The 14,078-nt window shown below is 66.6% G+C and carries 21 protein-coding genes, 1 tRNA gene and 1 pseudogene; 18 read left to right on the top strand and 5 right to left on the bottom strand.

Going from position 1 to position 14,078, the window contains the following annotated elements; genetic code table 11:
• The first annotated feature begins 85 nt into the window (after nt 1–85).
• From BLV31_RS20400 to BLV31_RS20375, 6 genes and pseudogenes are all read left to right on the top strand, one after another.
• Nucleotides 86–808 carry a lytic transglycosylase domain-containing protein gene (locus BLV31_RS20400; RefSeq protein WP_037216300.1) on the top strand — a complete coding sequence of 241 codons (723 nt, stop codon included), beginning with the start codon at nt 86–88 and terminating at the stop codon, nt 806–808.
• 116 nt (nt 809–924) lie between these two features.
• Nucleotides 925–2,211 (top strand): phosphopyruvate hydratase, encoded by a 1,287-nt coding sequence (gene eno, locus BLV31_RS20395; protein ID WP_024103250.1) that lies wholly within the window; start codon nt 925–927, stop codon nt 2,209–2,211.
• 8 nt (nt 2,212–2,219) lie between these two features.
• On the top strand, nt 2,220–2,927 hold the full coding sequence (locus BLV31_RS20390) for an FtsB family cell division protein (protein ID WP_072740582.1): 708 nt from the start codon (nt 2,220–2,222) through the stop codon (nt 2,925–2,927).
• On the top strand, nt 2,924–3,451 hold the full coding sequence (locus BLV31_RS20385; protein ID WP_064062139.1) for a DUF501 domain-containing protein: 528 nt from the start codon (nt 2,924–2,926) through the stop codon (nt 3,449–3,451). Before BLV31_RS20390 ends, BLV31_RS20385 begins: the two co-directional genes overlap by 4 nt.
• On the top strand, nt 3,448–4,392 hold the full coding sequence (locus BLV31_RS20380; RefSeq protein WP_064062138.1) for a Ppx/GppA phosphatase family protein: 945 nt from the start codon (nt 3,448–3,450) through the stop codon (nt 4,390–4,392). Before BLV31_RS20385 ends, BLV31_RS20380 begins: the two co-directional genes overlap by 4 nt.
• A 12-nt stretch (nt 4,393–4,404) precedes the next feature.
• Nucleotides 4,405–4,521, top strand: a pseudogene (locus tag BLV31_RS20375) (cold shock domain-containing protein); the annotation flags it as partial.
• A 121-nt stretch (nt 4,522–4,642) separates the two neighbouring features.
• Here the strand turns inward: BLV31_RS20375 and BLV31_RS20370 are convergent.
• Entirely contained in the window at nt 4,643–5,107 is a 465-nt protein-coding gene (locus BLV31_RS20370; protein WP_139192986.1) for a hypothetical protein, read from the bottom strand.
• Nucleotides 5,108–5,121: 14 nt separating this feature from the next.
• Entirely contained in the window at nt 5,122–6,375 is a 1,254-nt protein-coding gene (locus BLV31_RS20365; RefSeq protein ID WP_039584581.1) for a lipase family protein, read from the bottom strand.
• Nucleotides 6,376–6,722: 347 nt separating this feature from the next.
• Between BLV31_RS20365 and BLV31_RS20360 the strand changes: the two genes are divergently transcribed.
• Nucleotides 6,723–6,796, top strand: a tRNA-Leu gene (locus BLV31_RS20360).
• 24 nt (nt 6,797–6,820) lie between these two features.
• On the opposite strand, the gene BLV31_RS20355 is transcribed toward BLV31_RS20360, so the two are convergent.
• The 3 genes from BLV31_RS20355 to BLV31_RS24815 are packed head-to-tail and all read right to left on the bottom strand — an operon-like array spanning nt 6,821 to nt 9,213.
• Nucleotides 6,821–8,029, bottom strand: a complete 1,209-nt coding sequence (locus BLV31_RS20355) for a site-specific integrase (protein ID WP_064061933.1) — start codon at nt 8,027–8,029, stop codon at nt 6,821–6,823.
• 7 nt (nt 8,030–8,036) lie between these two features.
• Nucleotides 8,037–8,489, bottom strand: a complete 453-nt coding sequence (locus BLV31_RS20350; protein WP_064061934.1) for a hypothetical protein — start codon at nt 8,487–8,489, stop codon at nt 8,037–8,039.
• A gap of 58 nt (nt 8,490–8,547) precedes the next feature.
• Nucleotides 8,548–9,213 (bottom strand): hypothetical protein, encoded by a 666-nt coding sequence (locus BLV31_RS24815; protein WP_064061935.1) that lies wholly within the window; start codon nt 9,211–9,213, stop codon nt 8,548–8,550.
• Nucleotides 9,214–9,472: 259 nt separating this feature from the next.
• On the opposite strand from BLV31_RS24815, the gene BLV31_RS20340 reads away from it, so the two are divergent.
• The 11 genes from BLV31_RS20340 to BLV31_RS24810 all read left to right on the top strand — a co-directional run bounded on the left by BLV31_RS20340 (nt 9,473) and on the right by BLV31_RS24810 (nt 13,925).
• Entirely contained in the window at nt 9,473–9,733 is a 261-nt protein-coding gene (locus BLV31_RS20340) for a helix-turn-helix domain-containing protein (RefSeq protein ID WP_248846315.1), read from the top strand.
• Nucleotides 9,734–9,788: 55 nt separating this feature from the next.
• A complete protein-coding gene (locus tag BLV31_RS20335; protein ID WP_064061937.1) occupies nt 9,789–9,980 on the top strand; it encodes a hypothetical protein in 192 nt (63 codons plus the stop codon).
• Nucleotides 9,977–10,744 (top strand): BRO family protein, encoded by a 768-nt coding sequence (locus tag BLV31_RS20330; RefSeq protein WP_064061938.1) that lies wholly within the window; start codon nt 9,977–9,979, stop codon nt 10,742–10,744. Before BLV31_RS20335 ends, BLV31_RS20330 begins: the two co-directional genes overlap by 4 nt.
• The gene (locus tag BLV31_RS20325; RefSeq protein ID WP_064061939.1) at nt 10,741–11,082 is read left to right on the top strand and encodes a hypothetical protein; all 342 of its coding nucleotides are present in this window, start codon (nt 10,741–10,743) and stop codon (nt 11,080–11,082) included. The genes BLV31_RS20330 and BLV31_RS20325 overlap by 4 nt, the downstream gene beginning before the upstream one ends.
• Nucleotides 11,079–11,273, top strand: coding sequence for a helix-turn-helix domain-containing protein (locus BLV31_RS20320; protein WP_064061940.1), 195 nt, complete (start codon nt 11,079–11,081; stop codon nt 11,271–11,273). The genes BLV31_RS20325 and BLV31_RS20320 overlap by 4 nt, the downstream gene beginning before the upstream one ends.
• 82 nt (nt 11,274–11,355) lie before the next feature.
• Entirely contained in the window at nt 11,356–11,517 is a 162-nt protein-coding gene (locus BLV31_RS25135) for a hypothetical protein (protein ID WP_155738872.1), read from the top strand.
• A gap of 112 nt (nt 11,518–11,629) precedes the next feature.
• Nucleotides 11,630–11,947 carry a hypothetical protein gene (locus BLV31_RS20315; protein ID WP_064061941.1) on the top strand — a complete coding sequence of 106 codons (318 nt, stop codon included), beginning with the start codon at nt 11,630–11,632 and terminating at the stop codon, nt 11,945–11,947.
• A 191-nt stretch (nt 11,948–12,138) separates the two neighbouring features.
• Nucleotides 12,139–12,324 carry a hypothetical protein gene (locus BLV31_RS20310; RefSeq protein ID WP_064061942.1) on the top strand — a complete coding sequence of 62 codons (186 nt, stop codon included), beginning with the start codon at nt 12,139–12,141 and terminating at the stop codon, nt 12,322–12,324.
• Nucleotides 12,321–12,764 (top strand): hypothetical protein, encoded by a 444-nt coding sequence (locus BLV31_RS20305; protein ID WP_064061943.1) that lies wholly within the window; start codon nt 12,321–12,323, stop codon nt 12,762–12,764. Before BLV31_RS20310 ends, BLV31_RS20305 begins: the two co-directional genes overlap by 4 nt.
• Entirely contained in the window at nt 12,761–12,982 is a 222-nt protein-coding gene (locus tag BLV31_RS20300) for a hypothetical protein (protein ID WP_064061944.1), read from the top strand. Before BLV31_RS20305 ends, BLV31_RS20300 begins: the two co-directional genes overlap by 4 nt.
• Nucleotides 12,983–13,208: 226 nt before the next feature.
• The gene (locus tag BLV31_RS24810; protein ID WP_139192985.1) at nt 13,209–13,925 is read left to right on the top strand and encodes a hypothetical protein; all 717 of its coding nucleotides are present in this window, start codon (nt 13,209–13,211) and stop codon (nt 13,923–13,925) included.
• Nucleotides 13,926–14,078 lie beyond the last annotated feature (153 nt).

Here is a 14,078-nt window from a genome sequence, read left to right as displayed (position 1 = left end):
CCGGTGCGTCTACTTGGGGTTTTCGTCCCGTATGGAATATGGAGGGGTGCCGTCCGATCGAGAACCCCGACGCTGGCTGTGGCCGGTGGTCCTGCTCAGTGCGCTCGTCGCCGTCGTCTTCGTGGCGGTCGAGTCCGCTCTGCACTCACCCCGGCGACCGTCGGTCGAGATCCCCGACGGCGTCCCGCCGGCACCCGGTCTGCCCGTTCCGCCCATCGACGTGAACGGTCCCGGCCGCACAGCAGCACAGCTCGCCGACTGGGCCGAATCACAGTCCCGCGAACTGGGCATCCCCACCACCGCACTCGAGGCGTACGGGCACGCGGCGGCCGTCCTGGCCGTCGGCACCCCCGACTGCGGCCTGTCGTGGACGACCCTCGCCGGCATCGGCAACGTGGAGAGCAGCCACGGACGGTTCGGCGGCGCCTCCCTCGGATCCGACGGCAGCGTCTCACCGCCCATCCGGGGTGTCCCGCTCGACGGCACCCGGGGCAACGCCGAGATCCGCGACACCGACGGTGGCCGCCTCGACGGCGACCCGGTGCTCGACCGGGCGGTCGGGCCGATGCAGTTCATCCCCGAGACCTGGGAACGGTGGGGCGTCGACGCGAACGGCGACGGCATCGCCCACCCCGACAACATCGACGACGCGGCCCTGACCGCAGGCCGCTATCTGTGCGACCGCGGAGGCGACCTGACCACCGCGGAGGGCTGGACGAACGCCCTGATGGCTTACAACCGCTCCACCGAATACCTGATGCTCGTCCGCGACCGCGCCGCTGCCTACGGCGTGGGAGTGCGGCCGTAGACAGTACCGCGCCGGGCCTCGAGCGCGCCTGTACCTCACACGCAGGTCGCGACCGTTAGGCTGTCCCCAGCGTGCAGACACCGCAGCGTGACAGTCCATCGAAGGAGAATCAGCCAGTGGCCATCATTGAGCAGGTAGGAGCCCGCGAAATCCTCGACTCCCGTGGCAACCCCACGGTCGAGGTCGAAGTGCTGCTCGAGGACGGAAGTTTCGCCCGCGCTGCAGTGCCGTCGGGCGCCTCCACCGGCGAGCACGAGGCCGTCGAGCTGCGTGACGGCGGCGACCGTTACCTCGGCAAGGGCGTCGAGAAGGCCGTCGAGGCCGTCCTCGCCGAGATCGGCCCGGCCATCATCGGCCTCGACGCCACCGAGCAGCGCACCGTCGACCAGGCCCTCCTCGACGCCGACGGCACCCCCGACAAGGGCCGCCTCGGCGCGAACGCCCTACTCGGCGCGTCGCTCGCCGTGGCGAAGGCCGGTGCGGAGTCGTCCGGACTCGAGCTGTTCCGTTACGTCGGAGGCCCGAACGCCCACATCCTTCCCGTTCCGATGATGAACATCCTCAACGGTGGCGCCCACGCCGACACGGGCGTCGACGTCCAGGAGTTCATGGTCGCCCCGATCGGCGCCCCGACCTTCAAGGAATCCCTCCGCTGGGGTGCCGAGGTCTACCACTCTCTCAAGTCCGTGCTCAAGAGCAAGGGCTTGGCCACCGGCCTCGGCGACGAGGGCGGCTTCGCCCCCGACGTCGCGGGCACCAAGGCCGCGCTCGACCTGATCAGCGAGGCCATCGGTAAGACCGGTCTGAAGCTGGGCAGCGATGTCGCGCTCGCACTGGACGTCGCGGCCACCGAGTTCTACACCGAGGGCACCGGCTACAAGTTCGAGGGCCAGAACCGGACGGCCGCCGAGATGGGCGCCTTCTACGCCGAGCTGCTCGGCCAGTACCCGCTGGTCTCCATCGAAGATCCGCTCAGCGAGGACGACTGGGAGGGCTGGGTCGCGCTCACCGAGGAGATCGGCGACAGGATCCAGCTCGTCGGCGACGACCTGTTCGTCACCAACCCCGAGCGCCTCGAGGACGGCATCGTCAAGGGCGCCGCGAACGCGCTGCTCGTGAAGGTCAACCAGATCGGCACCCTCACCGAGACCCTCGACGCCGTCGACCTCGCGCACCGCAACGGCTACAAGACGATGATGAGCCACCGCTCCGGCGAGACCGAGGACACCACCATCGCCGATCTCGCCGTCGCCGTCGGCAGCGGACAGATCAAGACCGGCGCGCCCGCCCGCTCCGAGCGTGTCGCCAAGTACAACCAGCTGCTGCGCATCGAGGAGTCCCTCGGCGACGTCGCTCGCTACGCCGGCGAGCTCGCCTTCCCGCGGTTCTCCGTCGAGGGCTGATCGCCGGCATGAGTCAGCGCGGTAGATCCCGTCCCGGAGCGAGGCGCACCCGCACCGAGGGTGTGTCCGGCGTCCGGCGTCCGAGCCGGGTCCGGCCCACGGGATCTACCGCGCCGGCCGAACACTCGGCCGAGAACGCGGGTGCGCGGCCGGCCGGCCGCGAGGACCCCGTTCATTCGTCGCCCGGTCGCGGCCGCCCCGGTGGTTCGGGGCGAGCCCGCCCCACCCGGGTCGGCGCGCCCCGCGACTCCCGCCGCCCCCGCACCGAACGCACCGTCCTGGGCCTGTCCACCGGCCGCGCCGTGGTGCTCGCCCTCGTCGTGTGTGGTCTCGCGCTCACCCTCGCGGTGCCGCTGCGCACCTACGTGAGCCAGCGTTCCGAAGCCGAGCAGCTCGCCGCCGAACGCGTGCAGCTCGAACAGGAGATCGCGGCCCTCGAGGAACAGAAGGCCCGCATGGAGGACCCGGCCTGGGTCCGCGCCCAGGCCCGCGAGCGACTGCGGTTCGTCGTCCCCGGCGACATTCCCTACCAGGTGCAACTGCCGGGCGACGCCCCGCCCGAACGTGAGGAACGCGAACCCGAGCGGCCGACGACCGGCGCCTGGTACAGCGACCTGTGGTTGTCGGTGTCCGAACCGGCACCCGAACCCGAGCCCGAACCCGTGCCCCAGCAGATGCCTGTGGCACCCCCAGAACCAGGAGATGTCCCCGGGTGACCGATCACGTCACGCAAGAAGACCTCGACGCCGTCGCCGCCCAGCTCGGGCGCGAACCCCGCGGCGTCCTGGCCATCGCCTACCGTTGCCCCGACGGTGCGCCCGGAGTGGTGAAGACCGCGCCCAAGCTGCCCGACGGCACGCCCTTCCCGACGCTGTACTACCTCACCGACCCGCGCCTCACAGCCGAAGCGAGCCGGCAGGAATCCGCCGGGGTCATGAAGGAGATGACCGAGCGCCTCGGCACCGACGAGGAACTTGCTGCGGGCTACCTGCGCGCCCACGAGTCGTACCTGGCCGAACGCGACGCGATCGAGTCGCTCGGCACCGACTTCACCGGCGGCGGCATGCCCGAACGCGTCAAGTGTCTGCACGTGCTGATCGCCCATTCGCTCGCGAAGGGACCGGGCGTCAACCCGCTCGGCGACGAATCCGTAGCCCTCGCCGCCGACGCCGGTCTGCGTGGCACGGCGATCCCCGCCGACTGGCCCACCTACGCCGAGCTTCGTGGAGAAAAACAGTGAGGGTCGCGGGAATCGACTGCGGCACCAACTCCATCCGCCTTCTGATCGCCGACATCGCGAAGGACGGTACCCTCACCGACGTCACCCGCCTCATGAAGGTCGTGCGGCTCGGGCAGGGCGTCGACGCCACCGGTCGTCTCGCCCCCGAGGCGATCGAACGCACGCGGGTCGCGCTGGTGGAGTACGCCGACCTGATCCGCGAGACCGGCGCCACCGCCGTTCGCATGGTTGCCACCTCGGCCACGCGCGACGCGAGCAACCGTGAGGACTTCTTCGCGATGACCCGCGAGGTGCTCGGTGCCGTGATCCCCGGAGCCGAGGCAGAGGTCATCACCGGCGACGAGGAGGCGCGTCTGTCCTTCGCTGGTGCGGTCGGCGAACTCGACTCCGCGCGTGGGCCTTTCGTCGTCGTCGATCTCGGTGGCGGATCCACCGAGGTCGTGCTCGGCGACGCCGACGGTGTGCACGCCGCCTACTCCACCGACATCGGCTGCGTCCGGCTGACCGAACGGTGCCTGCACGACGACCCGCCGACCGCCGCGCAGGTCGCTGCGGCACGGGAGGTCGCGGCGGACAAGATCCGCGAAGCGCTCGAGCGGGTGCCGGTCGAGCAGGCCCACACCTGGGTGGGTGTCGCGGGCACCATGACCACCCTCGCCGCGCTCGCCCTCGAACTCGACGAGTACGACTCCGAGAAGATCCACTTGTCGTCGGTGCCGTTCGACCGCCTGCGCGAGGTGTGCGACGGTCTCGTCGCCGCGACCCGCGAGAAGCGCGCGGCGCTCGGCCCGATGCATCCCGGCCGCGTCGACGTCATCGGCGGCGGCTCGATCATCACCACGGTCCTCGCCGAGGAACTCGGCCGCCGAGCCGGCATCACCGAGCTGGTCGTGAGCGAGCACGACATCCTCGACGGCATCGCCCTGTCCGTCGCCCGCTAGTTCTTTGATCCGCACTACTCGGAGATCCAGTCGGGCGGCTACCGCAGCCTCGACGAGAACCAGCGCGTGCGCTTCGAGATCGGCCAGGGTGCCGAGGGTCCCCAGGCCACCGGTATCACCGTGATCTGATTCGATCTCCCGTCCCCCAGGGGATCCGAGACACCATCAGGCCCGCCTCGTCATTCGAGGCGGGCCTGATGCATGTCCTGGCCGGATCGAGCGGAAACGATTGTGACGACCGGAAATCCCGTCAGGGCACCGTGAGACGAGTGGTGAACCGGGCGGGGTCGAGATAGGTCGTGCTGAGGCCGTCCGTGGTCACTGTCATTCCCGCATCGCCGGAACCGATGTCGATACTGATCTGTCCGCTGGGAGCGTGTCCGGGTTCGCCGGGAGCAGACGTCAGCTCGAGGGCGCGTACGCCGTTCCTCTTGCTTCCCCAGTGGTTGACGAATGCGGTGATGGTGCACGAACCGCCCAAGAACGTCGACCAGGACAGATCGATGAGGATCGTTCCCGGTCGATGGTGCGGGGCGAACACGTGGCCGGTCAGCTGCCCGCTGCACGGTACCGAGTGGTCCCGCCCCAACGAGTATGTGGTCGGCAGGGGAACGAACTCCTGGTGGTGCGCGGACGCCGTGCCCGGAAGAACCGCGAGCAGGGCAAGCGACATGCCGCCGACCGCGAACGTCCGACGGAATTGTCGTCCAGTCACGCTCCGAGCGGTGTTCATACCGTCCCGCAGTCCGACGACGGCGCAACGCCGGCGAATCGGCCGTCGAGGAAGTCCAGCGCACCCGGCAAGCCGATCACGGCGGCAGTGATGTGATCCGGGCTCGGCACGAGTTCGGTCCGCACCGCCACCCCGGCGTCGCAGTACCTGCGCAGCGTCGTGGAGATCGCATCGAGAGGAATCAGCACGTCGGTCGGTGAATGCCACTCGTACACCGGGGCATTCGGCACCGTCGCGACCTTCTCGACGCTGTTCTCCATCAGCACCTCCTGCACGGTCGGGCTGTCGAGCAGGGCAAGGCCCGCCGCCGCGTCGGCGACGTCGGCCATGCTGCGACCGGCACCGGCGAGCAGGATTTCGTTGGTGCACGCGTTGGCGATGCGGTCGCGCAGTTCCCGCCCCGCACCGTTGAGCTGCTCGCTGACCGGCATGCGGTCCGGGTACTCACGTTCGAGGCCGAGGGCGGCCGCCATCGCCAATCCGAAGGCGGGATGCGCGGATTCGCCGAGTTCCCGGGCCATCTCGCCGATGTCCATCGGGACGCCACCGTAGGCGGAGCCGACGATCGGGATCTCGGGCGCGTAGGTCGGGGCGAGTGCTGCGGCCATCGCTGTCGCCATCCCGCCGCCGGAGTAGCCGGCGATGCCGACCGGACTGTCGGCGAGTTCGAGCGGTGCGTAGCGTTGCGCGGCCCGGATGCCGTCGAGGGTGATCTGCCCGCCGACCTTCGCGGCGCCGTAGGCGCTGTTCGGTCCGAGATGATCGGGAACGGCCAGCGACCAGCCGCGCTGGATCGCGATGAGCAGGCCGGGAGACTCCCGGATCCCTCGCAGCGGGTTCGGTGCGTACAGCGCCGTCGACGGCGCGCATTCGAGCCCGAGTGCGTTGATGATGGCTTGGTACGAGACGAGCGGACGACCCGGCGCCCCACCCTGAGGGGACAGCACGGTGGTCACTGCGGAGATCGGTTCGCCGGCGGAGTTCGTCGACCGGAACTTCAACTGGACGGCGTCGGTGCCGGGAAATCCGAGCGGCGGCGGAAGGACGCGCGCGGCGAGGACGTCACCGGGCTGCCGATCGGCGATGTCGTCGGGGGTGCTGTAGAAGGAGTCGTTCACGGACGCGGGGTAGACGATGCCTTCGGCCTGTGCGGAGGGTGCGGCCACCAGGCTCGGCGTCGCTGCCAGGGCCATGACGGCTACTGCGGTGGCGAGTCGCCCGGTCAGTGGGCGTGCGGTCGTGAAGCGCATCCATGGTCCTTCTCTTCGTGCCCGGTTCACCACCCGGCTGTCCGCTGTGTACTTGTCTCCCCGCAGGATGTCGGCCGGAAATCGAGGTGCGTTACAGCCCGGGCGAGGAGCACATTCGAAGTCGGATCCGAGGAGGTCGAGGAGCAATGAGGATCGAACCTTGCACGGCCGAACGACGAAGTGACGTACTCGATCTCTCCCTCCGGGCGTGGCGTCCCGTCCTCGGGCTGTACCGGCCTCCGTCTACGAGGGGAGAGGATACGAACGCCGTCCCGTCGCACGGTACTTCAAGAACCTCGCGCCCCGGCGCGGTGGTGGACAGTCGTGAACGCTAATGTGATCCCCACGCCCCTATAGCCCAATTGGCAGAGGCAGCGGACTTAAAATCCGCCGAGTGTCGGTTCGAGTCCGACTAGGGGCACAGGTCAGAGCCGGTTTTCGAGTCTCACCGGCCTTCACCGGAGGCAGAATTGTCACGAAGTGTCACAATCGGAGACAACTCGGCGGCCGCGGCCATCGCCGAATCCTGCGAATGCGCATACCGCGACAGAGTGAATGCGGCCGACGCGTGCCCCAGCCACGCCGCGATCACGGCGATCGGCACATTCCGCAGGTGCATCAACGTCGCGCAGGTATGGCGGGCATCGTGCAACCGAATCTGTGGCACCTTCGCCCGCTCCACCGCATGCACCCAGCGTGACGACAACGCGCCAGGGGACAGGGGTTGGCCGGCCTGGTCGACGATCACGTACCCAGAATCGGTCCATGCCTCACCGAGCAGTAGCCGATCGGCGGCCTGACGTTTGCGAGCAGCTTTCAGTTGCCGCACGAGATCGTCAGGTAGCGGCAGGGTTCGGCGGGATCGCTTCGACTTCGGGGTGCCCTCCGACGTCACCTTGCCGTGAGTGACCCGGGCCCGGACGATCGTGAGGGTCTTCGCCTCGAGGTTGATGTCGTCCCATTTGAGTCCGCAGATCTCCCCGCGCCGCAGTCCGCTGAGGGCGAGGTACCAGGCGTGCGCGTACGGATCATCACGGCACTCGAGGAGGAACCGCTCCACCTCATCCTCCGACCATGTTTCGGATTCTTCGCGTTCGTCGGGCAGCTTGTCGATCAACGCTGCGACGTTGCGGACGAGGGTGCCTTCCTTCACGAGGTTATCCAATGCTGCGGAGAACACGGTCAGCATCTGATTCACTGTCCGGGCCTTCCACGGGCTTCGGGCCGTGCCCGCTTCGGTGGGAAGTTCCCCGGCACGCAACACCGCAATCAACTCATCCAAGTGCCGGCGGGTCAGCTTCTGCACCGGCACGTCTCCGAGCTGCTGCCGGATCGGCGCCAACGACACCTTGTACCCCGAGGCAGTGGACGGCTTCAACGCGTGCTTCGAGGTGAGGTAGCTGTCGATCACCTCCGCCACCGTCACGCCGTGGTCGTGAACGTAGGTGCCGGCCTTTACCTTCGACTGCACTTCGGCGAGTGCCTTGCGTGCTTTCTCCTCGGTGTCGAACCGTTTGCGGAGTTGCTTGCGCTTCCCGGTCTCCGGGTCTACGCCGATATCGACGGTGAGTTGGTATCGGATGACGGGTTTGCTGCGTTCCTTGCGTTCGAGTTCGATCTTCTTGATTTGCGGTGGTAGCTGTTGGCGGGCCATGTGACCTCTAGTTGTTCCAGGGCTGCTTTTCGGCGAGCTCGCGGATGATGTGTGCGCGTTCCTCGCGGGTGAGGTGTTGCACGCGGGTGGTGAGGGTGTCGACGTCGACCCACAGTTCGTCGGCGAGCTCGTATGGGTGTTGAGTCCACAGCAGTCCGTCGATGAGTCGGGGGATAGCGATGAGTCTACGGGCGGCCAGGACTTCGACGATGTGTTCCTCGTACGCGGTGAAGTGTGGGTGGTCGGGCAGGATGCCGCGTTCGAGGTGGATGATCTCGTGGGTGAGGGTGCATCGTCGGCCGGCTTGGGTGAGTCGCCGGTCGAGGTAGATGCCTTCGGTGGTCGCGAGTCCTCTGCGTGATTCTGGCAGGACGTAGTCGCAGGTGACGCGCAGGTGGGGGTGGCGGTGCGCGAGGTATCGCCACGGGTGCCACCGGTGCCGATGTGTGTTCCTCCCCATGATCAGGATTAGAACACGTGTTCGACCGTTAGGCGGGGAAATCTACGACCCGGCGTAGTTACTCGTCGTCATCCTCGGGGTACATGCTGCTGGTGTCGTCGGTGGTGCGGGCCGCGAGGATCTGCTCTTCGCGCAGCTGATCCGGCGGCGGCATCCTTCCCGAATCGCCTGAGAATGTTGCATGTTCAGCCGCGTCAAGTTCGGAGGCTTGTTTACGGCGAGTCAAGCGTGTGACCTTGGTGCGCGTCATGGAGGCTCCTGTCCGGCGGCGATCGCCGCGAGCCTCGCCGCCGTGCTCCGGGCCGCCCGCTTGCGACCGCGGTTCCTGCTCTTCTTCGGTGCCTGCTCCATGCGGATCTCCTAGGTATCGGTCGCGCTCGTTGCGAATGATCGTGATCAACGTGCGTCGGACATGGTCCGGAAGCGATGGGTCCAACCGGACGGCTTGCTCGGCGTCGGTGGCTGACGCGATATAGCCCGGAATGCCCATGCTCTCGAGGCCGGCGGCAGCGAGCTGCTGCACCGGGATGCCCAGCCCTGCGGAGAGGGCGTGGAGCTGCTTGCCGACGAGCGTCGTCACTTCGTCGTTGCGGATGCGTGCGACGTTGGACTTGCTGAGCTCGTGTCCGCGTGCCTTGGCTCGGTTTGCGACATCGATGTCAGACCAGCCGTTGGCTTTCTTGGCCTGCTCGATGAGGGCTCCGAGTGGGTGCTTTGCGTTCACGATGATCAGTTCAGCCTCTCGCTCATGCGACGTCTAGGAGTGCGGCCACCTGCCCAGGAATGATGGCGGCCACTAACCGGATTGAACTCTACTTTCCCATCGCTGCACGTCAGCCCACCACGTGCGCAAATGTAATCGACTTGCCACTTGCGCTATGGACACCGGCGTGCCTACTATTTCCAGGAATCCTGGACACCACGGACCAATTGAGGTAACTTCAATGACGCAAGTAACGCCCATCCGAATCGGGGAGCTGTACATGATCCTTCAGGACCGAAAGCGCCTCGCACGGCTGATGGCTATCCAAGACGTCTCCCAGCGAGAGTTGGCCCGAGCCGCGGGCTGGAAGGCCCACTCGTACTTGGGCCGACTTCTGAAGGGGGAAGTGAAGACCTTGGAGCCAGAGCCCGCGCTCCGCATTGCGAATTACTTGCAGGTCGCTGTCGATGATCTTTTTTTGGTCAAGGTGGACAGCAATCCTGGGAAACATGCCCAGGAACGCAAGAAGCAAGCGGCATGAAAAAGGCCCTCGCCTGATGCCACAGGACGAGGGCCACGACACAGAAGGGAATCCAATGTCTGTCATCCAGAATAGCCGCACCCTCCGACTGGACAGTGACGAAGCGGTCACGGTCATCGAGTACGGCGTCGGTGTGGACGGTAAGCACCTGGCGATCGTGGAGATCGACGGGGACCTCGAGTACGAGGACGGTCTCGGTTCGTTGCGTCTCGCGGTCGAGACATCGCGTCTGGTGGTGGCCGCATGAACGCCATCGACATCCCGGGACAGTCCCCGTTCGACGCCATCCGTCAGGTCCGCTCTGACGGCTCGGAATTCTGGTCCGCCCGCGACCTCTGCAAGGCCGTCGAATACGAGACCTGGCGCAACTTCGCTGCCGCCATCGACCGGGCGATCCTCGCTGCAAAGAACTCCGGCGCCAGCTCCACGGAAGAGTTTGTGCAGGTCACCCAGCTTGTCGACGCCGGCAATCTGGGGAAGAACTCCCGCGAGGACTACGAACTCTCCCGCTTCGCCGCCTACCTCGTCGTGATGAACGGTGACCCCCGCAAGCCTGCCATTGCCTCCGCGCAGTCCTACTTCGCGATCCGCACCCGGCAGGCCGAGGTCGTGGAGTCCAAGCTCGCTACCGCACTGGACGTGTCCAAGCGGCAGATGGAACTCATGCAGCTCGCACAAGGGCTCATCGACCCGCGCCACCTCGAAGCGAAGGCACGGCTCGTCCTGGCCCGCGCGCTCGGCGAGGCGCCGGAGCTCGACCCCGCGACGACGCCGCTCTACGCGCAGACCTACCTCGAGGAGAAGGGCCTGACGCGCGACGAGGTCAAGTCCGTCTCGCCCGTGTTCGGTAAGCGACTCAAGGCGATGTACCAGCTGGAGCACGGCGAGGATCCGAAGCAGTACCCGCTCGAAACGAAGTCGGGGCAGATCCGTCCGGTGAACGCCTACACCGAGGCCGACCGCGACCTGTTCGATCGAGTGTGGGCGAAGTACTACGGCGGTGCGGCATGAGCATCCGAGACGAACTCGCCAAAGTCATCGCGGTGGCGCTGGCGGAAACGAACCCGAGCGGACTCGGAGCATTCGACGAGCTGTCGCCGAACCGGCAGAAGCAATTGCTGAGCAGAGGCGGGCACGCAGCCGACACAATCCTCGCCCGCTACGCCGTCGTCGAACTCCCCGAGCCAGACGGTGATGGCACGTGGCTGCGAGGTTCGGTCTACGCCATCGATGGCGAGGTCGAGCACTTCATACGCGGGATGGCCAGTGTCGTACGAAGCCCAAAGGCAGCACGCGCCGTAGCGGCAGCCTTCCTCGCCGCCGCGAACCGAGCGGAGGCACAGTCATGAGCGGGCAGTTGGGTCCGAAGTTGCTCCTCAACGCTCTCGAAGCGGCCGAACTCCTCGGAGTCTCGGACACCACCATCCGTGAACTGTGGGGTGCAGGACACCTCAAGTTCGTGCGCATCGGTAAAGGCCGGAAGGTGACCCGCGCTGAGCTGGAGCGGTTCATTGCTGAGCGTGAGGAGTTCGCGGCATGAGCCGTGCCCGTGTGTCCCTGTTGCTGGCCGCAATGTCTGCCGGCGCTGTCCTCGTCAACTTCGTCCCGTGAAGGGGAATCCCATGAAGCTCACTGTGAACAGCCCGAACTATTCGAAGCATGGCGCGGAGATCCTGTCCGTGTGCAAGAAGGCGGAAGACGAGTCCGGTGGTGTGTGGCGCGTCGTGTACGTCGATGGTGCTACCGATGTGTTGCTCGGCGACGCGATCCTGGTGTCGGCATGACGGCCCGGCCGGATCGGAATGCGATCCGCGGCAGCGTGTTCGCGTTGCCCGTGTCGCTGCTGGTGTGGATGGTGGCGGTGGCGGTCACGTCGATCCTGCTGGCGGTGACCGCATGAGCATCCGAGACGACCTCGTTGACCTTATTGTGCAGGCAGATGCTGACGTTGACGAGAGGTCGTTCCCCGACCGGATCATCGACGCGATCCTCGCCCGCTACGCCGTCGTCGAACTACCCGCCCTGAGCGAGCCTGACGACGACGGCCAGATCTACACCTACGTAGCCGACCTGCGCATCGACACGTCAGGCCCCGGCGGCAACGAGGTGTTCCTCCCGGGAGGGCACCGGATTTCGCCCTCCTGGCTGCGTCAAGAAGCCGCTGACTACCTCGCTGCCGCGAACCGAGCGGAGGCCGCTGATGTGGACCTCTGAATACCGCGCCCTACTCCGCGCCATCCGCTGGTTTCTGGTCGCCGCAGAAATCGAGCGTGCCTACAAACCCATGCCATCGGATCTACCCCGAACCAATGGCATGGCCGATGCCTGACCTTGCTTTCTCTCTGACTACCGGTGGCCCCGTACGGGGATGCGGGGCCACCGGTCATCACTCGAAGGACCACACCATGACCCTCCCGATCTACCAACAGGTTCGCCGCGATGTGCCGTGCGAATGGCTGTGCGACGACGAACAGGATGAGCCGACACCGCCGTCCCAGTGGGACACCTACATCGGCTACGTCTGGGCCACCGCACTCACGGCCATGATCGTCGGCCTCGAATACATGGCCCTGATGGGGGTGCAGCCGTGACCGATCCGATGACACCCGAAGGCCGCGCAGAACTGCGGAAGCTTCTCGCCAAGGCCACTGATCGTCCGTGGATTGCCGAATACAGCGGGCCGACCGGGAACTGCGTCATCCCGCACGATGCCCAATCGACCCTGGAGGCAGTGGCCTTCACACGAATCCTTCCGGCCTGGCACGACGCCGAGCTGATTGCGGCCGCGGTGAACGCCCTCCCGGCGCTCCTCGACGCACTCGACCAGGCTGACGACCACGCCAAGTTCCTCGAGTCAGTTGCCGATATCAACGACACGCACGCGGGACTTTGGCAAGCCCGCGCCACGAAGGCTGAGGCCGCGCTCGACCGCGTGCGCGAGCTCTCGGAAGAAGGGAAGTGCTGGGGCGGGGCCGACGCGATCGAGGAGTTCATCCGGCGCCTCGACGAGATCCTGGACGGTGACTCGTGACCCCGCCGCAGTTGGATGCCGGCGCCGCCCGCGAATCCGCCGATCGGCTCGCCAACCTCGCCGACACCCTCGCGATCAAGGCCGTCGAAGACTCCACCCACCGCATGGCCTGGCTGCAAGAAGCCGAACTCGCCGCCCTCACCGCCTGCCACATGCGCACCTACGCATCACTCGTCGAAGGCGACGACTTCACCGAACCACAAGGAACCCGACCATGACTACCATTGACTTCACCTGGTCCACCCCAGAGTGGACCGAATCGGACTCCGACGCTCTCGACGCCGCGATCATCGCCGAACGTGAACGGTCCGTCGTGGGCCGATGCGTTGGCTGCCTGCGCCCCTTCCCGTCCTCCAAGTTCGGGGTTCACGGAACGGTTGAGCACGGAGGGCGCAGCCGTTGTCGAACCTGCTACAAGCGAGCGCAGCGGCGAGGTGAGTTCTGATGACCGCGATCCTGTGTGACTGCGGTGATTGCCGCCAGTGCCGGCGGGCAATGGGATTCGACCGTCCCGCACCCGTCGAGCCGGTGAAGCTGTCGGAGTCGACTCTGCGTCTGCTCGCCGATCTGGACAAGCCGAAAACGGAACGCTCCGAATCGAAAGACCGGCCCAAGGCTGTCGTCCGGCACCGCCCCACCGCTCCTCGTCGTGACTACTGCAAGAAGGACCTCCACAAGATGGAGGGCGACAATGTGCGGGTTGCGACACGCCCAAACGGTCGTGTGACCCGCGAGTGCCGTGAATGCATCCGGGATCGAATGCGTGCCCAGCGTGGCGCGACGCCCCGCGTTACCGAGAAGCCCACTCCAGTGCCCTGTGTGGAGTGCAGCGAGCTGATTGGTGCCCGCCGCAACGGATACGCGGGATGGGTGCTGGCCGGGTCTGACGGCAAGTGTGAACTGTGCGTGGACCGACCGAAGTATGAGGCGTTCCTCGAGAAGTATGCGGCGATGACGTCGGAGGAGCGTACGGACAAGGTGCGCAGTGCGGCGTTGAAGGCCCGAAAGCATCTGTCGCGCATCTTGAAGGACGGTCGGGCTTATCACCCGGAGTCCCCTGGTCATGGTGGCGGGCAGTCGTATTTGAAGTACGGGTGCCGCTGTGAGCCGTGTGTGGCGTGGAAGACCGAGGACAACCGTAAGCGCCGGGAGGCGTCGTGACGACGTTTGCGGGCCGCCATGTGTGTGCGAGTGAGTGCACGTGCGCTGGCCCTGCCCCAGGTTTCCCACAGCACGAGTCGGGCTGTGGACGCGATGACGACAGAACTCCGGGCCGGCACTGCTGCAAGGCCCCCATTCGATGCGAGAACTGCT

The organism is Rhodococcus pyridinivorans (genome assembly GCF_900105195.1).
In the GTDB taxonomy this organism is placed as follows: domain Bacteria; phylum Actinomycetota; class Actinomycetes; order Mycobacteriales; family Mycobacteriaceae; genus Rhodococcus; species Rhodococcus pyridinivorans.
The sequence above is the reverse complement of the archived record's forward strand: the minus strand, read 5'-3'. Positions and strand labels throughout refer to the sequence as shown.